A 24,398-nucleotide genomic window follows, 5' to 3' on the forward strand; every position below is an offset into this window, starting at 1 on the left:
CGCTAGGCCTTGGCCGGCCGGCCGGCCCCCGCCCGGCGGCGGGCCAGGCGCTCGAAGAAGAGGTAGATGACGGGCGTGGTATACAGCGTGAGCACCTGGCTGACGATGAGCCCGCCGACGATGACGATGCCCAGCGGCCGGCGCAGCTCCGAGCCCACGCCCGAGCCCAGGGCCAGGGGCAAGGCGCCTAAAAGCGCGGCGAAGGTGGTCATCATGATGGGCCGGAAACGCAGCAGGCAGGCCTCGTAGATGGCCTCGCCCGGGGCCTTGCCCTGCTCGCGCTCGGCACTCAGCGCGAAATCCACCATCATGATGCCGTTTTTCTTGACGATACCAATGAGCAGGATGATGCCGATGACGGCCATGACGCCCAGGTCCTCGTGGAAAAGGAGCAGCGCCCACAAGCCGCCGATGCCGGCCGAGGGCAGGGTCGACAGGATCGTCACCGGGTGGATGAAGCTTTCGTACATGACGCCGAGCACGATGTAGACCGTGACCAGGGCGGCGAGAATAAGGAGCGGTTCGTTGCGTAGCGAATCCATGAAGGCCTTGGCCGCGCCCTGGAAGCCGCCGACGATGCTCTCGGGCATGCCGAGGCCGGCCGAGACGGCGGCAACGGCCTCCACGGCATCGCCCAGGGAATAGCCCGGGGCGGTGTCGAAGGAGACGACCGCGGCCGGGAACTGGCCCTGGCGGTTGATCACCAGCGGCCCCACGCCCTCGGTCACCGTGGCCACGGCCGACAGCGGCACCTGGGACCCGCCGTTGCCGGGCAGGCGGATGCGCGAAAGCGCGGCCGCGCCGTCGGCCATATCCGGCGACAACCCCAGCACCACCCGGTATTGGCTCAGTTCCGTGAACATGGTCGAGACCTGCCGCTGGCCGAAGGCGTCGTAGAGGATGTTGTCGATATCGGCCGGGGTGAGGCCGTAGCGGGCGGCGGCCACCCGGTCGATGGCCACGTTTAAGCGCAGGCCGTCGGTGACCATGTTGTCGCCGACGTTGCGCACCTCGGGCCGCTTGGCCAGGGCGGCCACGAAGCGCGGCGTCCACAGGGCCAGTTCGGCGGAACTGGGCGTGCCCAGGGCGTACTGGTACTGGGCCCGGCCGGCCCGGGCGTCCACGGTCAGGTCCTGCACGGGCTGCAGGGTCAGGCTGATGCCGGCCACGCCGGCGCCCAGTTCCTGGAGCCGGCGGGCCACGGCGGCGGCATCGGCGTCGCGCTTGGCCTTGGGCACAAGGGTCACGGACAGCCGGCCGGTATTGAGGCTGGGATTGATGCCGTCCACGCCGACAGAGGAGGCCACCGAAACCACGGCCGGGTCGGTGGCAAGCAGGTCGGCCAGTTCCTTCTGGCGCTCGCTCATGGCGGCGAACGAGACCGTGGCCGGAGCCTGGGTCACGCCCGAGAGCTGGCCCGTGTCCTGGACCGGGAAAAAGCCCTTGGGCACGGCGATGTAGAGCAGCACCGTGGCCACGACCGTGGCCACGGCCACCAGCAGCGTCAGGCCCTGGTGGCGCAGGACGACCGTCAGGCTGCGGCCGTAGCCGGCGATGGCCCGGTCGAAAAGCCCTTGGGTGGCCCGGAAAAACCAGCTTTTGCCGGCCAGGCCGGCATGGCCGAGCATGCGGGCGCACATCATGGGGGTCAGCGTCAGCGACACGCCGGCGGACAGCAGGATGGCCACGCCCAGCGTCACGGCGAATTCCCGGAAAAGCCGCCCCACCACGTCGCCCATGAACAGCAGCGGAATGAGCACGGCCACCAGCGAAACCGTCAGGGACAGGATGGTGAAGCCGATCTGGCCGGCGCCGGCCAGGGCCGCCTCCAGGGGCGAGGCCCCCTCCTCCACGTGGCGGGCCACGTTTTCGATCATGACGATGGCGTCGTCCACGACAAAGCCCGTGGAGATGGTCAGGGCCATGAGCGTGAGGTTGTTGAGGCCGTAGCCCAGCAGATACATGACGCCGAAGGTGCCGACCAGCGACAGCGGCACGGCCACGGCCGGAATGAGCGTGGCCCGGCCGTCGCGCAAAAAGACGAAGATGACGCCGACGACGAGGAGCACGGCCAGGGCCAGCTCGATTTGCACGTCGTCGATGGAGGCGCGGATGGTGACGGTGCGGTCGGCCAGGACGGCCAGCGTCACGGCCGCCGGCAGCGAGACCCGCAGGCTCGGCAGGATGGCCTTGACCCGGTCCACCACGTCGATGACGTTGGCCCCGGGCTGGCGCTGGATGTTGAGCACGATGGCCGGATTGCCGTTCACCCAGGCGGCCTGGCGCACGTCCTCGGCCCCGTCGGACACCGTGGCCACGTCGGACAGTCGCACGGGCCGGTCGTTTTTGTAGGCCACGATCAGCGGCCGGTATTCCTGGCTGGTCAAAAGCTGGTCGTTGGCGCCGAGGATGGAGGACTGGCGCGGGCCGTCGAAACCGCCCTTGGCCTGGTTGACGTTGGCCGCGGCGATGGCCGTGCGGACCTCTTCCAGGGTGATGCCGTAGGCGGCCAGGGCGGTGGGGTTGGCGTCGATGCGCACGGCCGGGCGCTGGCCGCCGGACACGCTCACCAGGCCCACGCCGGAAAGCTGGGAGATCTTCTGGGCCAGGCGGGTGTCGGCCAGGTCCTGGACCTCGGTGAGGGGCATGGCGTCCGAGGCCAGGGCCAGGGACAGGATGGGCGCGTCGGCCGGGTTGACCTTGCTGTAGACCGGCGGCGTGGGCAGGTCGTCGGGCAACAGGCTGTAGGCCGTGTTGATGGAGGCCTGGACCTCCTGCTCGGCCACGTCCAGGGACAGGTTCAGGGCGAACTGCAAGGTGATGACCGAAGCCCCGGAGGAGCTGACGGAAGTCATTTGCGTCAGCCCCGGCATCTGGCCGAACTGGCGCTCCAGCGGCGCGGTCACGGCCGAGGCCATGACGTCTGGGCTGGCCCCGGGGTAGAAGGTGCGCACCTGGATGGTGGGGTAGTCCACTTGCGGCAGGGCCGAGACCGGCAGTTGGAAATAGGCGATGGCCCCGGCCAGGATGACCGCCGTCATGACCAGGGTCGTGGCCACGGGGCGCAGGATGAAGGGGCGTGACAGGTTCATGACTTGTTGGCCGCCGCCTTGTCGGTCGCCGGTTTTTCGGCCGCCGGCGTGTCGCTGGCCGCCTTTTCGGTGGCCGGCTTGCCGGGCTGGCGCACGGCCACCTTGGCGCCGTCGCGCAGCCGGTCGGCGCCCTCGACCACCACGGCCTCGCCCGAGGCCAGCCCGGTATCGACCACCAGGTCCGTGCCCACGGCCAGCCCGGTGGTCACCGGGCGCATGGACACGGTATCCCCCTCGCCCACCACGAAGACATGGGCACCCTTGGGGCCGCGCATGACGGCCGCGGCCGGCAAAAGCACCACGTTCTCGCGCCGCTCCAGCAGCAGTTCGGCGTTGACGAACTGGTTGGGGAACAGGGCCTCGTCGGCGTTGTCGAAAAGCGCCCGCAGCCTGACCGTGCCCGTGGCCGTGTCGATCTGGTTGTCGGTGGTGGCAAGCGTGCCCTGGGCCAGCTTTTCGGTCAGGGTGCGGTCGAAGGCGGCCACGGCGAGGGTTTCGCCGGCCAGAAGCCGCTTGCGCACCCGGGGCAGATCGTCCTCGGGCAGAGTGAAGATGACGCTTATGGGCGACATCTGGGTGATGACGCAAAGCCCCGCATCGTCCGAGCTCTTGACCATGTTGCCGGGGTCGAGCTTGCGCAGCCCCACCCGGCCGGTGATGGGGGCGGTGATGCGGCTGTATTCGATTTGCAGCCTGGCGTTGTCGATTTGCGCCTTGTCCGAGCGCACGGCGCCTTCGTACTGGCGCACGAGCGAAGCCTGGGTGTCCTTGGTCTGGCCGGCCAGCATGTCCTTTTTGACCAGGTTGTCGTAGCGGGCCAGATCGGCCTTGGCGTTTTCCAGCAGGGCCGTGTCCTTGGCCAACTGGCCCTGGTACTGGTCGAGTTGGGCGGCGAACGGGCGCGGATCGATCTGGGCCAGCAACTCGCCTTCCTTGACGAGCTGACCTTCCTGGAAGCGCACCTCGGTCAACTCGCCGTCCACCCGGCTTTTGACCGTGACGGTTTTCAGCGGCGTGACCGTGCCGATGCCGGTCAGCGTCACCGGGGCCACCCCCAGCTTCGCCCGGGTCACGGAAACGGAAACCACCATGGGCATGCCCGGCGGCGGCCCCTTGGGCTGAGCCCGGCCGTCGCTTTCGACGAAAAACCAGAGCGCGCCGCCGGCCAAAAGGAGCAAGGCCACGACGGCGTAGGTGCCAATGGCCCCGCGTGGGGCCGGAATATTCTTGTCGGGCGACATGACGGACTTCCTTGTCATGGTTGACGGGACCGGAAAACAAATGCCGGAGACGGCGTCGCGAGTCCCACGTCGTTTCCGGCGGGCGAAAGGTTACATCAGGCCCGCGCCGCCGGCCAGGGTTCTCCGGCCCGCTTTCCAAACCGTCAGCTCCCGCCCGCCTCGAGCCGCACCCGCAACAGCCGCGTGACCCCGGACTTGCGCAGGCCGTCGCGCCGGCCGGACAGGTAGCGGGCCGTGAGCTCCGGCCCACCCAGGTCCTCGACCACCGCAAAGCCCAGGGCGGCCAGCCGACCGGCGAGCGTCGCCGGCTCGAAGGCCGAAAGCCACGGTTCGCCCTTTTTCGCCGCCCGGGCCATGACCGCCTCGCGCCCCCCTCGCTCGGTCGGCGACAGGAGTTGCGGCGAAACGGGATAGTCGAAAACGAGCTCTGTCCCGGGGGCCAGGGCGGACAGGCCGGCCACGGTTGCGTACACCGTCGCCTCGGGCAGGTACATGGTCACGCCGAGCCACGAAAAAAATGCCGGCTCCTCGCGGGCAAACCCGGCCGCCGCCAGGGCCTCGACCAGGGAATCAACCGTGAGGTCCACGGGCACGAAGGCGCAGTTTTGCGGCGGGCACAGCCCGGCCGCGGCCAGTCGGGCGCGCTTTTTGGCCTGGGTCGCCGGATGGTCGACTTCGAAGAGGCGGCTTTCCCGGTCGGGCGTGCGGCAGGCGAAGGTGTCGTAGCCGGCGCAAAGGAGCACGAGTTGGCGCAACCCCCGGCTGTGGGCCTGCGCCCAGGCGTCCTCGGCGAAGCGGCTGCGCACCGCGACCGAGGCCCGCAACCCGCGCAAGGGTCCGGCGTCGAACCGGGCCGGGTCGTTGCGGATGGCCGCTTCGCGTCCCGGCCCGACCATGGCCAGGGCCAGGGGATCGACGAACACCGGCGGATCGTCCAGGAACTGGTGGGCGGCGCGCAGGGTGGCCACGCCGAGCGCCGTGCCCGTGGGTCCGGCCGCGGTCGCGCCGTTGGCGGCAGCGCCAGGGGGCGCGGCCGGGCCACTGTCCGGGCCACTGTCCGGGCCACTGTCCGGGCCACTGTCCGGGCCACTGTCCGGGCCACTGTCCGGGCCACTGTCCGGGCCACTGTCCGGGCCACTGTCCGGGCCACTGTCCGGGCCGGCGGCGGCCAAGGCCGCCTGGGCCCAGGCCAGGGATTCGAGGCGAAACCCCGTGGCCGCGCGCACGCGCTCCTCGCGCTGCACCATGCCCCGCAGCTTGACGGCCAGCACCGGATCGCCGCCGGTGGTTTCCCGGGCCATGTGGCGGACAAGCCCGGCCAGCTCCCGGCCCAGAGGCGAATCCGGAGCCTGACCGTCGGCCATGGCCGCCTCGATGCGCGCCGCCACCTCCCGCCAGCCCTGCCTTCCCCCGGCCCGGCGCAGCCGCGACAGCTCGTCCTCGGTCAGGTAGCCGCGCAGCACATGCATCATGCCCAGGGCCTCCAGCCAATCGCCCATGCCCGTGGCCTCGTGGCGCTCCATGCGGGCCAGCAGCCGGGCGATGCGGTCGCGCAGGGCCTGCGCCTGCCTTGCGGTCTCGTCCAGGGCCGCCACCTGCCGGGCCAGGATCCCCGGCAAGGCCGTTTGGCCCTGGTCCAGGGCGCGGCGGATCTCGTCCAGGGAACAACCGAAGGATTTGAGCGTCAAAATGGTGTGCAGCCGCATGACGTCGGCCTGGCCGTAGAGCCGGTAGCCGCCCTCGGAGCGCTGCGACGGGCGCAGCAGCCCCAGGGCATCGTAATGGTGCAGGGCGCGCACGCTGATACCCGCGCGTTTGGCGAGTTCGCCGATACGAAGCGACATGGTTCGGCCCTCCTTTCGGGCCACCCTAAACCCTGACGTGGCGTCAGGCTCAAGCAGAATAATCATCCCCGGGCGGGAAGACAATTTTGTGGCCCGGCCTTTCGAAAACGTCCGAAAGGTGACGCCCGTACGCCCCGGGTTTGCCTGGAAAAAGACGGTGACGCCAGCGGGCGGCGGACAGCGGAAAAAAGAGTGGAACGTGTCGCGAGAACAACGGGGGCGGCGCACCCCGTCAGGGGGCCGGAAGGGGACGGCCCCTTCCGGTCGGGCGGCGGCCCGTCAGATGGCCCCGCTGAAACGGGCGAAACTCATGCATTCGAAACGGTTGACAAAGGGACAGGGCTCCTTGGCGAACCACTTTCGTTTCGGGCACCAGTAGGCGTTCTTGAAGGGTTCGTTGCACCCGGAGGACGTGGTGGCCTTGCGGGTGAACGAACCGATGCGCATCCTGCCATCCGAGTGGCCCAAGCGGATAACGGCCATGGTCGTCACCTCCGTTTCCAAAGTCATTGCATAAGCCGGGCCAAGGGAAAACGGCCTTTTTTGCCAATATGTTGCCATCAAAACCATCTGCCCGGCCCTTTCACCCCCCGCCCCGCCCCTGGCGCGGCGGCGGGATTTGATCTATCACCCCGGCCAGGCCACGCGCCGGCCGGCACCGCCGCCGGCAAAGGAGGACGCCTTGGGACTTTTGGCAGCAAGCGGCGGGTTCACCCGCTACCGGATCGTGGGGGAAGTCAAGCCGGACATCCTGCGCGAAGCACCGGATCGCCTGAAAAAATACGCGTTTAACGACATCGATACCACCGCCGACGAACGTTCCTTCGGCTGGGTGGCCTTCGAGGACTACCTGGACGCCGAGTGGCGCGGCGCGCCGCCGGAAAAAGGCCACTACCTGGCCTTCTCCCTGCGCCTGGACACCCGGCGCGTCTCGCCGGCGGTTTTCAAGAAGTACCTGCGCCTGGCCATCGACCAGGAAAAGGAACACAATCAGGCCTCGGGCAAGAATTTCATCTCCAAGGACCGCAAGAAAGAGATCGCCGAGCGCGTCAAACTCTCGCTCCTGTCCCGGGCCCTGCCCATCCCGGCCGTGTTCGAGGCCGTGTGGAACACCCTGGACCAGGTCATCTGGCTGGCCTCCACCAACGGCAAGGTGCAAACGCTCTTCGAAGACCTCTTCACCATGACCTTCGAACTGCACCTCGAACCGCAGACCCCGGCATTTTTGGCCGAACGCCTCCTCGGCGTGGAACGCGCCCTGGCCCTGGAGCACGTGGAACCCAGCCAGTTCGCCGGGTAGCGCGAGGGTTGGGGAGAGAATGCCTCCGGCGGCCAGGAGGGGCGTCGCCCCTCCTGGACCACCCCACCGGGGGGGATCATCCCCCCGGACCCCCTGGACGGGTAAGGGCCGGACGTGCCCGGCCCATCACGCGAGACGCGGGAGCAAATGATGGATATCAATATGGCGGAAGCGAAAAATCCGGTGCTGGGGCAGGATTTCCTGACCTGGCTCTGGTTTAAGAGCGAAAAAAGCGGCTGGCTGTTCAAGCTGCCCGACGGCGGCGAGGTCAACGTCTACCTGGAGCAGAAGATCTCGGTGCGCGGCGGCGAGGGCGAGGACGCCGAGACGGCCACCGTGTCCGGTCCCCACGCCCAGTTCGCCGAGGCCCGGCTGGGGCTCAAAAGCGGCAAGCGCGTGGACCGCTCGCTCATTCGCTTCGAACAGGACGGCGAGACCTGGACCGTCACGGTCAAGGCCGACGACTTCACCCTAAACGCCCTGCGCACGCCCAAGATGGAGACGCGCAGCGAGGAAGGCGAGGACCCGGACGCCAAGGTCCTGGAGAAGCTCTACCTGATCGAGAAATGCGCCGGCTTTTTCGACGCCCTGTATGCCCAGTTCCTCAACGTCCGGCTGGGCCAGGGCTGGCAGGGCGAATTGTCCGATTTCGCCGAATGGCTCAAGGAAGGCGTCTAGGCGCTATTTCGAGGTCATGACACAGACCCCGTCCCAGGTTTCGGGCGGGTTTTCCAGCAGGCGGCGGCAGCGTTTTTCATAGGACGCGGCCGCCGCGTCGTTTGCGGCCAGGGCCGAAAACCCCGCCAAGGCCGTGTTGAAATCCCCAGCCGTAAAGGCGCCCAACGCGGCGGCGAAAGCGGCGTGGGGCGCGGCCAGGCCGGCCGCCGCCTCGGGCCACAGCGGCTCGAAGACCTCCACCGGCTCGCCCCGGCCGACTACCGCCACGCAGGCGATGCGCCGCGCGGCGATTTCCTCCCCCACGGCCGCCCGCGTGGCCGCCGACATCATGGTGAACGTGCCGAACTGCTTGTTGACGCCCTCCAGGCGCGAGGCCAGGTTCACGGCGTCGCCGAGCATGGTGTAGTCGAAACGCGAATCCGAACCCATGTTGCCGACCACGGCCTGGCCGGTGTTGAGCCCCACGCGCATGAAAAGGTCGTGGCCGGACAGCTCCCGGAACAGCGGCCGCAGCTCGGTGAGCCTGTCCTGGCAGCGCAGCGCCGCCCGCACGCCACGCACGGCATGGTCGGCTTGGTCGAGAGGGGCGTTCCAGAAGGCGATGATGGCGTCGCCCTCGTACTTGTCCACCGTCCCCCCCTCCTCCAGGATGATGGAGGTCATGGCCGTGAGGTATTTGTTGAGAAGCGCCGTCAGCTCCTGGGGCGAAAGCCCCTCGGAGATGCCGGTAAATCCCTGGAGGTCGGAAAAAAAGATCGTCAGTTCACGCAGTTCGCCGCCGAGCGTCATGCGCTCGGGATGGGCGATCAGCGCCTCGATGACGTCCGGGCTCAGGTACTGGCGAAAGGCCGACTTGATGAAGCGCTTCTGGCGGCCTTCGGTGGCGTAGCCGATGAGCACGGCCACGCCGAGGCCCCCGGCCACGGCCGCTTGCGGCAGGGCCAGCGGCAGCCACCAGCCGAGCGCATAGCCGCCAAGGGCCAGCCCGAGCGGCAGCGGCAGGAAAACCAGGATCGCCACGGCCGAGGCCGCCGCGCCCGGGGCCAGGGATGCGGCCAAGGCTCCGGCCACGGCCAGGCCCGCGGCCAGGAGCCAGCCCGACCAGTGGGGCAGCACCCGCAGGAAATCATCGGTTAACAAGCTCTGCAAGGCCTGGGCGTGGATTTCCACCCCGGACGTCACCCCGGCCACGGGCGACGGGCGCATGTCCAGCAGCCCCGGCGCCGAAAACCCGAACAGCACGTAGCGGCCGGTCAGCACGGCCGGATCGATGACGGGCGTCCCCCCCTCGCGCAGGGCCAGTTCGCTTTGGATGACCGCCGCCGCCGACACGGCCATGAAATCCGCCGAGCGCCGCCAGCGGGGAATGGCCAGCCCCGCCTCGTCCAAGGGGACGTTCACCGGCCCCAGGCGCAACGTCCGGCCGGCGATGGCCGCTTTCATGCCCGGCTCGGCCAGCAGCCTGGCGGCCAGGGACAACGACGGCACGGCCCGGCCGTTAAAGACGCCGAAAAGCCCGACCTTGCGGTAAACGCCGTCGAACTGCGGCTCCTGGCTGACGTTGCCGAGCAGTGCCGCCCCGGCCGCCACCTCGGGCACGGGAAAGGCCGCCTTGGGAAAGACCGGGGCCTCGGCCGGGTCGACACCGGACAGCCAGGCGTCGAGGCCCCGGATCGACAGGGGATCGGCCGGCATGTCCGCCGGCCAGGCCGTGGCCTGGCCCGACTCCTTGCCTAAAAACATCGGCAGCACGAACCGGCCCAGGGCCTGGCCGGCCGTGGCCAGGGCCTTGTCGTCGGCCACGCCGTAGGCCGAGGGCTCGGTGTAGAGCACGTCGAAGGCCACGGCTTTCGCCCCGGCCCGACGGCAGAAATCGAGGATCACGCCGTAGACCTCGCGGGGCCAGGGCCAGGACAGGCCGTTTTCCCTGGCCCCCCAATCGAGGCTCGGCTGGTCGAGGAGGATCAGGCGCACGGCGTCCACCGGCGGCCCCTTGGGGGCAAGCAGCCTGGCCCGCCAGTCGAAGGTCCGGGCCTCGAAGGAAATGATGATGCCGGTCAGCGACAGCAGCCAGGCCACGAACAGGCCGGACAGGCCGGCGATGAGGCCGTGGAGAAGGCGTTTGCGGAAGAGGCCTCCGGCGGCCAGGAGGGGCGCCGCCCCTCCTGGACCTCCCCGCCGGGGGGGATCATCCCCCCCGGACCCCCTGGAAGGGGGCACGAATGATGTGCGCATACTTCTTCCCTTCGCCCGAAGGGCGACGGCCCTTGTTCGGGCGCGATTGTCCCGGCCTCGCTCGGCGAGGCCGGGACAATCGCGCCCGAACAGACGAGGGGGTCCGGGGGGCATCATGCCCCCCGGCCGCCGGAGGCATCTTCCCTCTTCGCCCTTATATGTTCCCCAAGGCCGCCTTGAACCTCGCCATACGCGCCGCGGGCTCCTTGACCTCGGCCACGCGGGCCAGGCTGGCCAGTTCGGTGATACGATCCTGGGGCGCCGGGTGGGTCTTGGCGAAATCCGCGCCGCCCGGGGTGAGGCGCTTTTGCATCTCGGCCAGCATGTCCGGCAGCCCGGCCGGGTCGTAGCCGGTACGCGTGAGGATGGCGATGGCGGTCTTGTCGGCCTGGTATTCCAGAGTGCGGGAATAGCCGTTGTTGACCATGGTGGACATGATGTCGCCGATGGAGTCGGCGAAGATGTCGGTCAGCCGGCTCAGTTCCGCACCACCGACCTGTTTGACGGCCTCACCGCCGATGATGGCCAGGGCTTCGGTGGTGCGCGAGCGTTTGATGGCCCGCATAGCGTCCTTGCCCTGGACATGGCCTATCTCGTGAGCCAGCACGGCGGCCAGGGCGTTTTCCCCGGCGCAGCAGCGCAGCATGCCGCGGGTGACGAAGATGAGCCCGCCCGGCGCGGCAAAGGCGTTGATGTCGGCGGAATCGAGAATCAGGAAATGGTAGCCGCCGTAGGTCTGCGGCATGTCGGAAAACATGGCCAGGGCCTGGCCCACCTCGTTGACGTAGGCATTGGCCTTGGCGTCCTTAAGCGGCCGGTACTTGCCCAAAAGCGAGGCGCCCACGGCCCGGCCGATGTAGTATTCCTGTTCGGGGGTGAAATCCTCGGCGGCATGGGCCACGGCCTGCACGCTTTTGGCGGCCGAGGCGGCGTAGTCGCCCACAGGCGCGCCGCCGAGGCTGGCGCCGAAGGAACCGATGACCCGGGAGACGGCATCGGGATTGTTGCAGCCAAACAGGAACAGTCCGCCAACGGCCAGCCAGGCCAGGGCAAGCAGGAAGCGCGGCTTCATCGGGCGCCTCCCTTGGGCGTGACGCCGCCCTGCTTGAGGAAGGCCAGCAGTGTCGCCGGATCGTAGCTGACGCGCTCCATGGCGTCGATGGCGGCGTAGTCGCCGCCGTGGCTGCGACGGTAGTCGGCCTCGACCGCGGCGGAAAAGCCCTTGCCGGCCAGCGCCATTTCCTTGCCGGACACATTGCCCGTGCCGGCCGCTCCGCCGGACAGGGCGACCTTGTTTTCGGTCAAGGCCGTGCGGTGCATCCAGCCCGACACGCCGCCGGGCAGCGTCACCTTGGCCCAGTCACCCTGCTCCTCGGCCACGGTCACGCTCTGGCCGTAGGTCGCCTTGCCGACGATGCTGCCGAAAAACGACGGCGTCTGCCGCACCTGGCCGTCGCGTACCGACACGTTCATGACCTTGGCGGCCAGGGCCACGGCACAACCGAGACTGACGGCCAGGGCCAGGGCCACGACCGATTTGCGTATGCCCACGACGATCTCCTTTGCGGCGCGGGGCGCGCCGCCGCAGACGCGCGCCCCGCAAACGGGCGGGCGCGGCCGTGTGTTTGACCACTATTCGTCAAAACGCCGATCAGCGCGAAACGGTCACATGGGCCAGCTTCTCGAAATAGCGAATGATGCTGCCGTGATCGTCCTCGCCGCAGCCATCGGCCAGCATGGCCTGCATGACCTCCATGACCGAGGCCGTAAGTGGCAGGGGCACATGCAAATTATTGGCCGTTTGCATGACGTTGGCCAGGTCCTTGACGTGGAGCCTGATGCGGAAGCCCGGATCGAACTTGCGGTCCATGACCAGCGGCGCCTTGGCGTCGAGGACCGTGCTGCCGGCCAGGCCGCCGCGAATGGCCTGGTAGACGAGCTCGGGCTCGACCCCGGCCTTGGCCGCGAGCACCAGTGCCTCGGACATGGCCGCGATGTTTATGGCCACCACGACCTGGTTGGCCAGCTTGGCCACGTTGCCGGCCCCGACCTCGCCCACCCGGGTGACCGAGGCGGCCATGGCCGACAGCACGGGCTTGACGGCCTCGAAATCGGCCGCGTCGCCGCCGGCCATGACCGTGAGCGTCCCCTCGATGGCCTTGGGCTCGCCGCCGCTGACCGGCGCGTCGAGAAAGCGCACGCCGGCCTTGGCCAGTTCGGCCCCAATCTCCCGGCTGGCCAGGGGGGCGATGGAGCTCATGTCCACCACGTACAGGCCGGGGGCGGCGCCGTGGAGGACGCCGTTTTCACCAAGGACCACCTCGCGCACCTGCGGCGAATCCGGCACCATGGTGATGACCAGTTCGCAGGCCTTGGCCACGGCGGCCGGCGACGGGGCGGCGATCGCCCCATGACTCGTGACCGCCGCGACGTTTTCGGCCGTGCGGCTGAACACCGTCAGCTCGTAGCCCGCCTTGAGCAAATTGCGGCACATGGGCTTGCCCATGATGCCAAGGCCGATGAACCCGATTTTTTTCATAGGGATACCTCTGTAAGAAAGCCTTCGGCGACCAGGAGAGGCGCGGCCTCTCCTGGACCTCTCCGCCGGGGGGAGCTTCCGTCCCAATCCCCCTGACGGGGGGATTTACAAGGTCAGGCCCATGTCCCCTATCCAGCCAAGGGAAGCCAGGGTGTCGGGGGCGGGGATGTACTCCAGGCCCACGAAGCCGTCATAGCCCAGGCGGTCCAGGGCGGCAAAAAGGAAAGGATAGTTGATCTCGCCGGTGCCGGGCTGGTGGCGGCCGGGGTTGTCGGCCACCTGGATGTGGCCGATGCGGGGCAGGTTGGCGGTGAGGGTGGCCGCAAGCTCCCCTTCCTCGCGCTGGGCGTGGTAGACGTCGTACTGCATGGCCACGTTGGGGCGGGCCACGGCCTCCAGAAGGGCCATGACCTGGTTTGTGCGCGAGAGCAGAAAGCCGGGGATGTCGTAGTGGTTGATGGCCTCGATGACCAGGGTGAGGCCCTGTGCGGCCAGGGCGTCGGCGGCGAAGGCCACGTTGCCGGCCATGACGGCGCAGGCCTCCTCCACGTCGGCGCCCGGGGGCAGTTTGCCGGCCAGGCAGTTGAGCCGGGTCACGCCGAGGGTGGCGGCATAGTCCAGGGCCCGCCCGACGCCGTCGCGAAACTCGGCCTCGCGGCCGGGCAGCCCGGCGATGCCCCGCTCCCCGGCCGCCCAGTCACCGCAGGGCAGGTTGAAAAGCACTTGCGTCAGGCCGTTTTCGTCGAGCAACCCGCGCAGGGTGCCGGCCGGGTGGTCGTAGGGGAACAGGTACTCGACGCAGCGGAACCCGGCTTCCCTGGCCGCAGCGAAGCGGTCGGGGAAGGGGGCCTCCGTAAAAAGCATGGTCAGGTTGGCGGCGAATCGGGGCATGGCATACTCCTTTGCGAAACGGCGGCGGCGCCTCAGGAAGCGGCCCGGGCCGGGTCGAAACAGGGCGCGCCGGACAGGAAACAGGCCACCATGGCCTCGATGCTGGCCTCGCTGACCATGAGCATGTCCGTCTGGCGGGTGAACTGCAAAAGCCGCCCCATGTGGGCGAGCTTTTCCTCTATAAGCGCGGCCGGGACTTTCTGGTAGCGCCCGGCCACCCGGTCGGCGGCGGCCTCCACGGTAAAGCCCAGGGCGTCCAGGATGCGGCCGATGGCCCGCGCCCGGCGCGCGCGCTTGACGTCGTCGGCCGCGCCGCCGGCGAAGGAAAAGGTGATGTAGTTCTTGTTGACCGTGGCCCCGCAGTAGCAGTCGAGCACGCCGTAGTGGTAGCCCACGCGGGAGCTGAAGTTGAGGTACTTGTCCGAGATGATGGCGTAGGATTTCTCGCCGAAGCGGTCGCTGCCGGCCGTGGGCTGGCTGACGAGCTGTTCGGACATGACCGAGAGGAAGCCGCCCAGGTTGACCGGCCGCAGGGCCTTGGCCTCCTCGGAGAGCACGAGCCCCGTCAGCAGGGCCAGAAAGGGCCGCGAGGCGATGTCGGCCGGGGCGACCCGGCGCTTGCCGGACGCCTCGTCGCGGATGCCGCCGCCGAGGTCGATGATGTGCAGGTCCAGGCCCGTGGTTGCGTCGAGCACGGTGGTCACGCCCCGCTGGCCGGCGGCCAGGTCGCTGACGGCGAACATCTCGCCGTAGGACCATTCGTGCAAAAGGCGCGTCACGTCGTGAAGGCTTTGGCAGCCTTCCGGCCGGAAGGTCGGGGCCTTGGGGTCGAGCAGGGTCAGGGGTGTGACGCACCGGGCCGCCGCGGCCAGGATGGCGTGGACCTGCGTGCCGGCCATGAAGGCCGGGGCTTCGTCGGGCTGGGTCAGCAGGCTTTCCACCCGGCCCCGGTAGACGCGCCCGGACGTGGCGTCCACGGTGACCTCCTGGCCGTTGGCCAGCCGGGTGGTGGCCTCGCCCAGGCCCAGCAGCGTCGGCACGTCGAATTCGCGCGACAAGGAGGCCATGTGCCCGGTGACGCTGCCCTGGTCGGTGACGATGGCCGCCGCCCGCTGCATGGCCACCATGAACTGGGGCGCGCTGTGCGGGGCCACCAGCACGGCGCCGGGCGGAAAGGAGTCCAGGTCCTCGTCGCCGTGGACAAGGTGCACGGGGCCGGCCCCGGCGCCGGAACAGGCGCTCTGGCCGCCTTCGAGCAGGACCTCGGCCCCGGGCACGGGCGGCCCGCCGGCCAGGCAGCCCCCTTCGGCCAGGGCCGTGAGCTGGCGCGATTGCAGCACCACAAGCTCCCCATCCCCGGCCAGCGCCCATTCCATGTCCTGGGGACGGCCGAAATGGCGTTCCAGAAACAGCCCCCAGGCGCCGAGCTTGCGGGCCTGGTCGTCGGTCAGACAAGGCTGGCCCCGCCTCCCCTCGGGCACGGGCACGTCGGTCAGGCCCCCGGTCGGCGAGGGGACGAGCATGCGGGGCTTCTCGGCGACCGTGCACCGGGTGACGGCCAGGGTCTCCCGGTCGAGGCACATGGCGTCCGGGGTGATGACCCCGTCCACGGCGTAGGGCCCCAGGCCCCAGACGGCGTTTATGAGCAGCTCCTCGCGGCAAGGCTCCTCGGGCAGCCTGGTATAGAGCACCCCGGCCGCGACCGACGGCACCAGGCGCAGGCAGGCGGCGGCCATGGCCACGTCGTCGTCGGGGATGCCCTTGAGCAGCCGGTAGGACATGGCCCGGGGGGTGTAGAGGCTGGCGATGACGAACTTGTAGGCGCTGGCGATGCGGTCCGGGGCGACGTTGAGCATGGTCAGGTACTGGCCGGCGAAGGACAGCTCGCCGTCCTCGCCGATGGCGCTGGAGCGCACGGCGAAGCGGGCCGCCGGGCCGTCGGGGCCGCAGCTGGCCGTGGCGGCGGCGGCGATGGCCTCGGCCAGGTCGCCCGGCAGGGGGGCGCGCAGGATGGCGGCCTGGATGTCCTCGGCGGCGGCGGCCATGGAGGCCGGGTCGTCGGGGGCGATGCCCAGGCGGATGCTGGCGATGGTTTCCGTCAGGCCGGCGGCGGCGAAAAAGTCGCGGAAGGCGGCCGTGGTCACGCAAAAGCCCCCGGGCACGGGCAGGCCCACCCGATTGGCCACCTCGCCCAGGTTGGCGCATTTGCCGCCGACCTGGTCCACCATGTCGGCCGTGACGTCGGCCAGCGCAAGCACCGGCTTGCCCCGGTGGGGATTGACCCGGCCCTCGATGACGGTCTTGATCGTACCCGAAAGGGACTCGACCAGGGCCAGCAGCACGGGCTGGGGCCGGCCGGACAGGCGCTCGAAGCTTTTGATCATGCGGATGGCGTGGAAAATGGCCCGGCTGGTGCGCGAGCGGATAAAGGCCATGCCGAAGACCTCGCGGCCTTCGAGCATGACCTCCATTTCGGAAAAGATCTTGAGCAGCTCGGTGTTGGATTCGAGCAGTGACTGGAATTCGTTGTACTTGTTGCGAAAAACCGTGGCGGTTTCCTCTTTGCCGCCACGGTCGCGGCGGGAGAACCCCGAAAACAGGCTGCGCAACCCCTCAAGCACGGTGCCCATGGGCATCCTCCCCAGGCGGCCCGGGGAGCCGCCCCGCCGCCCCGGGCGCATATCCTTTGCGCCCGGCCGTTTTCCCCGTTAGTCTGCCCTCGCCCGAACGCAACGGCCAGCGTGCCGCCGTCGGGCAGGAGGAGCGCATGGGGGCCAATCTCGCCATCGTCACGCTCGTGGTCGCCTTTTCCCTGGTGATCGGCATCTACATCGGCCGCAAATTGCGCCGCAAGTAAGGCGGCCCGTGCGTCGCGCCGCGACCGGAAGGCTGCCGCGGCCGGTGGCCCCGCCTTGGCCGGGCCGCCGTCAGTCGCACCGGTCCTCGCCTTCCCGGGGCCGGCCCCAGTCGTCCGCCTCGAGGCCAAGGCGGCGGGCCAGGCCCGGCACAAGGCCCAGGGCCTCGGCAAAGGCGTAGCGCTCGACGGCCGCGACAAGCGCTTCCAATTCCGGCGGTTCGGGCTTGTCGGCCAGGGCCTGGCGCAGGGCGAGCAGGTCCTCGTCGGCCCGGACGCTGCCGGCGCGCAGGTGCTCGCACAGCCCGCGCAGGATGGGCGCCAGGCCCTGACCGGCCTGGCCGGCTATCCTGCGGGACCCGCCGCGGCGCGGCGTATCGCCGCGCAGGCGCAGGACCTGGGCCAGGGCGTCGAGCAACACCTCGCGCTCGAAAATCTTGGGCAGGCAGGCGTCCATGCCGGCCGCCAGGCAGCGGTCCCGTTCCTCGTCCACGTCGTGGGAGGTCAGGGCCACGATGGGGATGTCGCGGGCGCAGGGCGGGTTGGCGCTGGCCGAAAGCAGCCCGCGGATGACGCGGCTGGCCGTGGGGCCGTCCATCACCGGCATTTCGATGTCCATGAGGATGCAGTCGAAGGGCCGGGCGGCCGGGCGTTCCCCGAACAGCAGCCGGCAGGCCTCCTTGCCGTTTTCGGCCGTGGTCACGTTGTGGCCGGCGCCGCGCAGGATCTGGCCGAAGACGGCCCGATTGAGCTTGGCGTCATCCACGAGCAGCACGTGCAGGCATTTCCCCTGTGGGCAGGCCGGGATCGCCTCGCCGGCCGGGGCCAGGCGGTCGGCGTCGGCCACCGTGGCCCGAAGGGCCCGGTCGTAGGCCTCGAGGCGCTCGCCCTCGGGCAGGTTCCCCGCGCCCAGGGCCGCCTCGAGGTCGCGGGCGGCCACGGCCAAGACGTCGGCCGCGATGTTGCCGGCCACGCCCTTGACGGTATGGGCCAGGCGCCTGGCGCTTTCCATGTCCCCGCTTCGGGCCAGCCCCAGGATCTCCGTGGCGCTGCCGGCGTAGTCGCGGGCGAATTCCGCGGCCACGCTGTGCAACAGCCGTTCGTTGCCGCCCAGGCGGGCCAGGGCCTTGGCCGCGTCGATGCCCGCCGGCGCCCCCTGGGCGGTCCCGGGCAAAAGGGGCGGCAGCGGGCCGGGCGCGGGCCGGGCCGCCCCGGCCGCCGTGGCGATCCACTGGCCCAGGGTGGCCAGCAACCGGCCGGTGTCGATGGGTTTGGTCAGATAGTCGTTCATGCCGGCGGCCAGGCAGCGGTCCCGGTCCTCGGCCAGGGCGTGGGCGGTCAGGGCGATGACGGGCACATCGGCCCCGCCGGGCAGGGCCCGTATGGCCTTGGTGGCCTCCAGGCCGTCCATGACCGGCATCTGCACGTCCATGAGCACGGCGTCGTAAAAGGCCCGGCCCACCATGTCCACGGCTTCGCGGCCATGCCCGGCCACGTCCACGGTCGCGCCCAGGCGCACGAGCATCTCCCGGGCCACCTGCTGGTTGATGGCGTTGTCCTCGACCAGCAGCAGCAACACCCCGGACAGGGGCGGGTGTTGCATCGCCCCGGCCATGACGTCGGCCGGCGTCTCCTCGGCTGGTCCCGGAAGCGGGGCTTGCGCCCCGTCGGCGTCCTCGTCGAACGTCGCTTCGAAGGAGAAGATGGTGCCGTGGCCGGGTTCGCTTTGCACTTCCAGCGCGCCGCCAAGCAGTACCGCGCCGCGTCGGACCAGGGCCAGGCCCAACCCCGTGCCGCCATAGGGCCGCGACAGGGAGCCGTCGGCCTGGGTGAAGGATTCGAGCATGTCGGGGATGGTGGCCCGGTCCATGCCGATGCCCGTGTCGCGCACGGCAAAACGCAGGCGCACCGCGCCGCCGCGCCGCCAGCAGGGCGTCACGATCAGGTCCACCCGGCCGCTTTCCGTGAATTTGACCGCGTTGCCGACCAGATGGGACAGCACGCCTTCGAGCCGGGCCTGGTCGCCCACCAGGCGCAGAACCAATCCCGGCGCCAGGCGCGACGCGAGCACCAGGCCCTTGGCCCGGGCGGCCTGGGCGAACCGCTGCGTCACCCGGGTCACGGCCTCTTCCAGGTCGAAGGGCGCCGGGGCCAGGTCCACCAGCCCCTTTTCCAGGCGCGAAAAATCCGTGATGTCGTCCACAACGCCGAGCAGGCCCCGGGCGCTGGCCAATATCTTGTCGAGGTAATCGATGAGCTTGGGATCGCCGGCCAGGGGCAGGGCCAGGTTGGCCAGGCCGATGATGGCGGAAAGCGGCGTGCGCATCTCGTGGGTCATGCGGGCCATGAAGTCGGCCTTGACCTGTTTGGCGGCGTCCGCCTCGCCCCGCAGCCGCTCGATGGTTTCCCGCGCGGCGGCAAGCGCCTGGCGCAGGCCGACATCCCGGGCCGGTGCGGCCGGTTGGCCCAGGGCGTCGGCGCGGTCTTTTTCCATGAAGGCTCCGATGAGTCCGGCCCTGGGCCGAAAGGCCCGCGCGCATTGAGCCGCTCTGATTGAAAATGGACGATTTTCCGGGCGGCCGTCAAGGCGGCCGTTGGACAAGGCGCCTGCGAGCCGATAAGAACACGGCCAGATGCGGGAGATGCCATGGCAGCGGATGCGGAAACCATCCTGTCCTTCGCCCTGACCGCCCTGGCCTGTCTGGCGGCGGCGGTGGCCGACTTGCGCACCCAGCGCATTCCCAACCGGATCACCTTTCCGGCCATGGCCGTGCTTTTGGCCGTGCACGGCGCCTTCTCGGGGCTGCCGGGCCTGGCCGACAGCGCCCTGGGGCTGGCCGGGGGCTTCGTCATTTTCCTCATTCCCCACATCTTCAAGGTGCTCGGTGCCGGCGACGTCAAACTCATGGCCGTGGTCGGGGCGGGGCTGGGGGCCGGGGCCGTGGTCACGGCGGTGCTTTTCACGAGCGTGGCCGGCGGCCTGCTGCTGCTTTCATGGCTGGCCTGGCTGCACCTGGCCGGCCGGACGGGCCGGCGGCCGGGCTTTCGGCCGTGCTACGGGCCGGCCATCGCCGTCGGCGCGCTGGCCGCCATGGCCCTGCGCCTGGCCGGGCAACCTTACATCACGCTGCGCCTGCCCTGGCTGTGAGGCCCGGGAAGGCCAAGGACCACCGCACCATGCCCTCCCCCGTCGCTCATACCGCCGTGCGCCGCCAAATCCTGGCCGCCGTGGGCTACGGCGGGCTGCTGCTGGCCGCCTTCTGGGTCATCGCCGCCTGTTGCGCCACACCGCAACGCGGGGCGCGGCTTTACGACGCCGGCCATTTTGAGGAAGCCGGGCCGCTTTTGGCGGCGGCGGCCGACCGGGGCTCGGTGCCGTCTTCCTACCGGCTGGGCCTGCTTATGGAAAAAGGGCTTGCCGGCCCGCCGGACCTGCGCCGGGCGCTGGCGCTGTTCACGGCCGGGGCGCGCCACAACCATGTCCCGAGCCTGTTGCGGGCCGGGGAGCTCTCGCGCAGCGTGGCCGGCGACGACGCCGCGGCCGCGCGCCTGTACCGCAAGGCCGCCGACCGGGGCGATACCGTGGCCATGGGCCGGCTGGGCCTCATGCTGCTGACCGGCGCGGGGGTGGCGGCCGATCCCGACGCCGCCTTGTCGCTGCTGCGCCGCGCGGCCACGGCCGGAGACGCCCAGGCGGCCACGGCCCTGGGCCAGGCCCTGCTGGCCCTGGGAGCCGCGGGCGACCCGCGCGGCGGCGACCCGGCCGACGCGGCCACCCTTTTGGCGGCAGCGGCCGCTGCCGGCGATCCCGAAGCCCAAAACCGCCTGGCCGACCTCTACGCCACGGGCCGGGGCGTGGCCGCCGACCCGGCCAAGGCCGCCGCCCTGCGCCGCCGGGCGGCCGAGGCCGGCTACGCCCCGGCCGCCTACGCCCTGGGCCTCGACTACCTCTCCGGCCAGGGCGTGACGGCCTATCCCCTGGAAGCGGCGCGCCTGTTCGAGCGGGCCGCCGAGGCCGGCCATGTGGCGGCCATGCTCAAACTGGCGGATATGTATTACGCGGGACTGGGCGTATTCCGCGACCCCGGCCGGGCCATGGCCCTCTACGATGCCGCCGGCGCGGCCAGCGACACCGCCGCCGCCGACCTGTGCCGGCTGTTCGCCGCCGGTCCCGAGGACCGCCGCGACGCCGCCCGGGCCGTGCGTTTTTGCACCAAGGCCGCCGACGCCGGCGACGCGGCCTCGGCCGCCCTGCTGGGCTTCGGCATGGTGCGCGGCCGGTTGCCGGGGGACGTGGCCACGGGCACGGGCTATCTGTCCAGGGCGGCCTGGGCCGGCGATCCCCAGGCCATGTACGCCATGGCCCTGCTGCACCTGGCCGGCATGGGCGTGGCCGGCAACCCGGCCGAGGCCTTCCGCTGGTGCCGGCTGGCCGCCAAGGCCGGGCTGCCCGAGGCCAAGGGGCTGCTGGCCGCCCTGTCCGAGGAGGAATTCCCCAGCGCCGCCAACCTGGCCAAGGCCATGGATTTCTACCGCGAGGCCGCCGAGGCCGGCGACGTGGAGGCCGGGTTCGCCCTGGGCTCGCTGCTGTCCAAGGGCCTGGCCGGGCCGCCGGATTTCACCGAGGCCCGCATCTGGTACGAAAAGGCCGCCGCCGCCGGCGACCCCAGGGCCCAGTTCAACCTGGGGCTCATGTACCTGACCGGCAAGGGCGGCCCGGTGGACGAGGCCAAGGCCCTGACCCTCATGCGCGAGGCGGCCAAGCGCGGCGACGCCCACGCCCGCACCAACGTGGCCACCATGACCCTGACCGGCCGGGGCACGGCCGTGGACCCCAAGGAAGCCTTCCGCTGGTACTGCCTGGCCGCCGGCCAGGGCTTTCCCCAGGCCCAGGCCATGCTGGCGGGTTTTTTCTACGAAGGCCGGGTGGTGCCGCGCGATTTCGAATCGGCCCTTTTCTGGCTGACCCTGGCCAGTGCCGCCCCGGGCAGCGACCCCCTGCTGCAACGGGCGGCCAAGGCCAAGGCCGTGCTGGAAAAAAAGCTCGTGCCCGAACAGATCGACCGCGTGCGCGAACGCCTGGCCGCCTACAAGCCCGCTCCCTTCGACCCCGAGGCCGAGGATGCGATCCTGGCCGCCATCAAGTTCCTGCCGCCAAGCGCGCGAGGCCCCGGTTTTTCCTCGCCCGCCGGCCCCCAGGCCCAGGCCGTGGCCCCGCCGCCGGCGTCCGAGGCCGACCCCAAGGCCCTGTTCTGACGGCGGGCAGAGTGGACGAGCCCTGTTTTTGCGGCGCCCCCCTTGCAAAACCGGCCCTCCCCTTCTAGTATCGGAAAAGCTTTCCCTTTCCCGAAACACGCGCGCCCGCCGCAAGGAGGTCCCCATGCAACGCCTGTCCGTCGTCTGGCTGTGTCTGTTCGGCCTGCTCTGTTTCGCCGCCAACGCCCCGGCCCAGGAACGCGGGACCAAGGAAGAGGCCGTGGCCATGGTCCAAAAAGCCGTGGCCGCCATCAAGGCCGACGGAACGGAAAAAACCTTTGCCGCCATAAGCGACCCCAACGGCCCCTTCCGAAAGGGCGACCTCTACGTCGTCGTGTACGACGTCAACGGCAAATGCCTGGCCCACGGGGCCAACGCCAAGCAGATCGGCAAGGACCTCCTCGAACTGCGCGACCCGGACGGCAAGTACTTCGTCAAGGAGCGCGTGGAACTGGCCAAGACCAAGGACAGCTTCTGGCAGGACTACAAGTTCCTCAATCCCGCCAACAAGCTCATCGAGCCCAAATCCATGTACATGGAAAAGGTGGACGGCCTGCTTGTCGGCTGCGGGGCGTACAAGTAGCAACGGCCGCGGGGCCCACAAGGAGCCGCCGCGTACCCGTCACACCAACCTGCCCGGGAGGCTGCCATGCCTGGTCTGCGCATGGGAACGCGCATCATCGGCGCGTTCCTGGTGGTTTCGGTCATTGCCCTGACCGTGGGCGCCGTCGGCTACATGGGACTGCGCCAAACCTCCTCCTCCATGGAGGACATCGTCCGAAACCGCCTGCCGGTCATTCCGGCGCTGCTGCGCATCGGCACGGCCATGCGCGAGATCATCGTGGCCCAGCGCACGCTGCTCATCCCCGGCATCGACGGCGCGTTTGCCGCCGAGCAGACGGCCACCGTCCAAAACGCCCGGGAAACCATCCGCCAGGCCATGGAGGAGGTCGCGGCCTCGCCCAAGACGCCCGAGGAGAAAGCCCGCGTCGACGCCCTGGTGGCCACCCTCCACAAGGCCCGCCAGGCCAATGACGCCCTGTTCGCCAAGATCCACGAATGGGAAAAAGACAAGGCCGACATCCTGGCCACCATGGACGTGCTGGCCACCACCTCGGACATGCGGGCCATGCACAAGCAAAGCCTGTCCGCCCTGGACGCGGCCATCGAGGCCACGGTCACGGCTTCGGCCGAGGTCTCCCGGGCGGCCGAGGAAACCGCCCGGGCCGATACCCGCAACATCGTCCTGGGCATGGCCCTGGGCGCCCTGCTCTCCCTGGCCTTCGGCCTGGGGCTGACGCGCATCATCACCCGCCCCCTGGCCGCAGTGGTCGCCTATGCCGACGCGGTCAGCCGGGGGCGGCTCGACGCGCCCCTCGAGGTGCGCTGCGTGGGCGAGCTGTGCCAACTGTCCGGGGCTCTGACGCGCATGGTGGCGGAACTCAAGCGCCTTTTGGCCGAGGCCCGGGACAAGGGCGAGGAAGCCGCCCGCGAGGCCCAAAAAGCCCGGGAGGCCACCACCGCCGCCGAGAAAGCCCGGGAAGACGCGGCCGAGGCCACGCGCCAAGGCATCGCCCAGGCGGCCTCGGAAATCGAGCAGGTGGCCCATATCCTGACGTCGGCCTCGGAGGAGCTCTCCACCCAGATCGAGCTGACCAGCCGCGGCATGGACCAGCAGTCCCGGCAACTGGGCGGCACGGCCACGGCCATGGACGACATGACACGCACCATCGCCGGCGTGGCCGCAAGCGCCGACGAGGCCGCCCGCACGGCCGAGGACGCCCGGGCCAAGGCCCAGGAGGGCCAGGCCGTGGTCGCCACGGTGGTGACCGGCATCGGCCAGGCCCAGGAGATGGCGCTCGGGCTCAAAAAGGACATGGCCACCCTCGGCGGGCAGGCCGAAGGCATCGGCCGGGTCATCGGCGTGATCAGCGAGATCGCCGACCAGACCAACCTCCTGGCGCTCAACGCCGCCATCGAGGCGGCCCGGGCCGGCGAGTCCGGGCGGGGCTTCGCCGTGGTGGCCGACGAGGTCCGCAAGCTGGCCGAAAAAACCATGGCCGCCACCGGGGAGGTCCACGTGGCCATCGGCGACATCCAGCACGGGGCGCGGGTGGCCATCGAGGGCGTGGAGGGGGCCGTGGCCGCCATCGCCACCTCCACCGACCTGGCCAACTCCTCCCGCGCGGCCCTGACCGCCATCGTGGGCCTCATCGAGCGGACTTCGGCCCAGGTCGCCTCCATCGCCACGGCCTCCAAGCGCGAAGCCGACGAGGGCCGGGAAATCGACCGCTCCATCCAGGACGTGACCGCCATCGCCGCCGACACGGCCCAGGCCATGGGCCAGGCCACCCAGGCCGTGACCGACCTGGCCCGCCAGGCCCATGTCCTGCAACAGCTCATCCTGGACATGCAGCGCCAGGCCTAGGCCCGCAAGAATCGGGCATATCCCTTGCCCGGCGGCCCTT

Annotated in this window: 17 protein-coding genes; 6 read left to right on the top strand and 11 right to left on the bottom strand. The window is 70.1% G+C overall.

Annotation, left to right across the window (positions count from 1 at the left end; all coding sequences use genetic code 11):
- Positions 1–2: 2 nt before the first annotated feature.
- The 4 genes from ACP59X_RS17950 to ACP59X_RS17965 all read right to left on the bottom strand — a co-directional run bounded on the left by ACP59X_RS17950 (position 3) and on the right by ACP59X_RS17965 (position 6,660).
- The gene (locus tag ACP59X_RS17950; RefSeq protein ID WP_428561017.1) at positions 3–3,092 is read right to left on the bottom strand and encodes a multidrug efflux RND transporter permease subunit; all 3,090 of its coding nucleotides are present in this window, start codon (positions 3,090–3,092) and stop codon (positions 3–5) included.
- On the bottom strand, positions 3,089–4,333 hold the full coding sequence (locus ACP59X_RS17955) for an MdtA/MuxA family multidrug efflux RND transporter periplasmic adaptor subunit (RefSeq protein ID WP_428561019.1): 1,245 nt from the start codon (positions 4,331–4,333) through the stop codon (positions 3,089–3,091). The genes ACP59X_RS17950 and ACP59X_RS17955 overlap by 4 nt, the downstream gene beginning before the upstream one ends.
- Positions 4,334–4,476: 143 nt before the next feature.
- Positions 4,477–6,177 (bottom strand): SAM-dependent methyltransferase, encoded by a 1,701-nt coding sequence (locus ACP59X_RS17960; protein WP_428561021.1) that lies wholly within the window; start codon positions 6,175–6,177, stop codon positions 4,477–4,479.
- 279 nt (positions 6,178–6,456) lie between these two features.
- The gene (locus ACP59X_RS17965) at positions 6,457–6,660 is read right to left on the bottom strand and encodes a hypothetical protein (RefSeq protein WP_428561023.1); all 204 of its coding nucleotides are present in this window, start codon (positions 6,658–6,660) and stop codon (positions 6,457–6,459) included.
- Between the two features lie 199 nt (positions 6,661–6,859).
- On the opposite strand from ACP59X_RS17965, the gene ACP59X_RS17970 reads away from it, so the two are divergent.
- Complete coding sequence (locus ACP59X_RS17970; RefSeq protein WP_428561025.1) at positions 6,860–7,477, top strand: hypothetical protein; 618 nt, start codon at positions 6,860–6,862, stop codon at positions 7,475–7,477.
- A 150-nt stretch (positions 7,478–7,627) separates the two neighbouring features.
- Positions 7,628–8,155: a hypothetical protein gene (locus tag ACP59X_RS17975; protein WP_428569954.1), complete on the top strand. Its 528-nt coding sequence runs from the start codon at positions 7,628–7,630 to the stop codon at positions 8,153–8,155.
- A 3-nt stretch (positions 8,156–8,158) separates the two neighbouring features.
- On the opposite strand, the gene ACP59X_RS17980 is transcribed toward ACP59X_RS17975, so the two are convergent.
- From ACP59X_RS17980 to ACP59X_RS18010, 7 genes are all read right to left on the bottom strand, one after another.
- Positions 8,159–10,390 carry a CHASE2 domain-containing protein gene (locus ACP59X_RS17980; protein WP_428561027.1) on the bottom strand — a complete coding sequence of 744 codons (2,232 nt, stop codon included), beginning with the start codon at positions 10,388–10,390 and terminating at the stop codon, positions 8,159–8,161.
- A 154-nt stretch (positions 10,391–10,544) separates the two neighbouring features.
- Positions 10,545–11,462 carry a M48 family metalloprotease gene (locus ACP59X_RS17985; protein ID WP_428561030.1) on the bottom strand — a complete coding sequence of 306 codons (918 nt, stop codon included), beginning with the start codon at positions 11,460–11,462 and terminating at the stop codon, positions 10,545–10,547.
- A complete protein-coding gene (locus tag ACP59X_RS17990) occupies positions 11,459–11,941 on the bottom strand; it encodes an SH3 domain-containing protein (protein WP_428561032.1) in 483 nt (160 codons plus the stop codon). Before ACP59X_RS17990 ends, ACP59X_RS17985 begins: the two co-directional genes overlap by 4 nt.
- Positions 11,942–12,041: 100 nt before the next feature.
- A complete protein-coding gene (garR, locus tag ACP59X_RS17995) occupies positions 12,042–13,016 on the bottom strand; it encodes a 2-hydroxy-3-oxopropionate reductase (RefSeq protein ID WP_428561034.1) in 975 nt (324 codons plus the stop codon).
- Between the two features lie 18 nt (positions 13,017–13,034).
- A complete protein-coding gene (gene hyi / locus ACP59X_RS18000) occupies positions 13,035–13,820 on the bottom strand; it encodes a hydroxypyruvate isomerase (protein ID WP_428561036.1) in 786 nt (261 codons plus the stop codon).
- Between the two features lie 32 nt (positions 13,821–13,852).
- Positions 13,853–16,450, bottom strand: coding sequence for a PEP/pyruvate-binding domain-containing protein (locus tag ACP59X_RS18005; RefSeq protein ID WP_428561038.1), 2,598 nt, complete (start codon positions 16,448–16,450; stop codon positions 13,853–13,855).
- A gap of 297 nt (positions 16,451–16,747) precedes the next feature.
- Entirely contained in the window at positions 16,748–19,168 is a 2,421-nt protein-coding gene (locus tag ACP59X_RS18010) for a response regulator (RefSeq protein ID WP_428561041.1), read from the bottom strand.
- 153 nt (positions 19,169–19,321) lie between these two features.
- On the opposite strand from ACP59X_RS18010, the gene ACP59X_RS18015 reads away from it, so the two are divergent.
- From ACP59X_RS18015 to ACP59X_RS18030, 4 genes are all read left to right on the top strand, one after another.
- A complete protein-coding gene (locus ACP59X_RS18015) occupies positions 19,322–19,822 on the top strand; it encodes an A24 family peptidase (protein ID WP_428561043.1) in 501 nt (166 codons plus the stop codon).
- A 29-nt stretch (positions 19,823–19,851) separates the two neighbouring features.
- On the top strand, positions 19,852–21,930 hold the full coding sequence (locus ACP59X_RS18020; protein WP_428561046.1) for a tetratricopeptide repeat protein: 2,079 nt from the start codon (positions 19,852–19,854) through the stop codon (positions 21,928–21,930).
- 124 nt (positions 21,931–22,054) lie between these two features.
- Positions 22,055–22,513, top strand: coding sequence for a cache domain-containing protein (locus ACP59X_RS18025; RefSeq protein ID WP_428561048.1), 459 nt, complete (start codon positions 22,055–22,057; stop codon positions 22,511–22,513).
- A 66-nt stretch (positions 22,514–22,579) separates the two neighbouring features.
- The gene (locus ACP59X_RS18030; protein ID WP_428561050.1) at positions 22,580–24,358 is read left to right on the top strand and encodes a methyl-accepting chemotaxis protein; all 1,779 of its coding nucleotides are present in this window, start codon (positions 22,580–22,582) and stop codon (positions 24,356–24,358) included.
- Positions 24,359–24,398 lie beyond the last annotated feature (40 nt).

The sequence above is a fragment of the Solidesulfovibrio sp. DCME genome (assembly GCF_049995385.1).
Taxonomy (GTDB): domain Bacteria; phylum Desulfobacterota; class Desulfovibrionia; order Desulfovibrionales; family Desulfovibrionaceae; genus Solidesulfovibrio.

What these genes read in the sequence shown, in the direction of transcription:
- ACP59X_RS17975 (WP_428569954.1), top strand. Translation starts at nt 7,628, where the DNA reads ATGGATATCAATATGGCGGAAGCGAAAAATCCGGTGCTGGGGCAGGAT.
- ACP59X_RS17950 (WP_428561017.1), bottom strand. Translation starts at nt 3,092, where the DNA reads ATGAACCTGTCACGCCCCTTCATCCTGCGCCCCGTGGCCACGACCCTG.
- hyi (WP_428561036.1), bottom strand. Translation starts at nt 13,820, where the DNA reads ATGCCCCGATTCGCCGCCAACCTGACCATGCTTTTTACGGAGGCCCCC.
- ACP59X_RS17965 (WP_428561023.1), bottom strand. Translation starts at nt 6,660, where the DNA reads ATGGCCGTTATCCGCTTGGGCCACTCGGATGGCAGGATGCGCATCGGT.
- ACP59X_RS18010 (WP_428561041.1), bottom strand. Translation starts at nt 19,168, where the DNA reads ATGGAAAAAGACCGCGCCGACGCCCTGGGCCAACCGGCCGCACCGGCC.
- ACP59X_RS17985 (WP_428561030.1), bottom strand. Translation starts at nt 11,462, where the DNA reads ATGAAGCCGCGCTTCCTGCTTGCCCTGGCCTGGCTGGCCGTTGGCGGA.
- ACP59X_RS18015 (WP_428561043.1), top strand. Translation starts at nt 19,322, where the DNA reads ATGGCAGCGGATGCGGAAACCATCCTGTCCTTCGCCCTGACCGCCCTG.
- ACP59X_RS18030 (WP_428561050.1), top strand. Translation starts at nt 22,580, where the DNA reads ATGCCTGGTCTGCGCATGGGAACGCGCATCATCGGCGCGTTCCTGGTG.
- ACP59X_RS17980 (WP_428561027.1), bottom strand. Translation starts at nt 10,390, where the DNA reads ATGCGCACATCATTCGTGCCCCCTTCCAGGGGGTCCGGGGGGGATGAT.
- ACP59X_RS18025 (WP_428561048.1), top strand. Translation starts at nt 22,055, where the DNA reads ATGCAACGCCTGTCCGTCGTCTGGCTGTGTCTGTTCGGCCTGCTCTGT.
- ACP59X_RS17955 (WP_428561019.1), bottom strand. Translation starts at nt 4,333, where the DNA reads ATGTCGCCCGACAAGAATATTCCGGCCCCACGCGGGGCCATTGGCACC.
- ACP59X_RS18020 (WP_428561046.1), top strand. Translation starts at nt 19,852, where the DNA reads ATGCCCTCCCCCGTCGCTCATACCGCCGTGCGCCGCCAAATCCTGGCC.
- ACP59X_RS18005 (WP_428561038.1), bottom strand. Translation starts at nt 16,450, where the DNA reads ATGGGCACCGTGCTTGAGGGGTTGCGCAGCCTGTTTTCGGGGTTCTCC.
- ACP59X_RS17960 (WP_428561021.1), bottom strand. Translation starts at nt 6,177, where the DNA reads ATGTCGCTTCGTATCGGCGAACTCGCCAAACGCGCGGGTATCAGCGTG.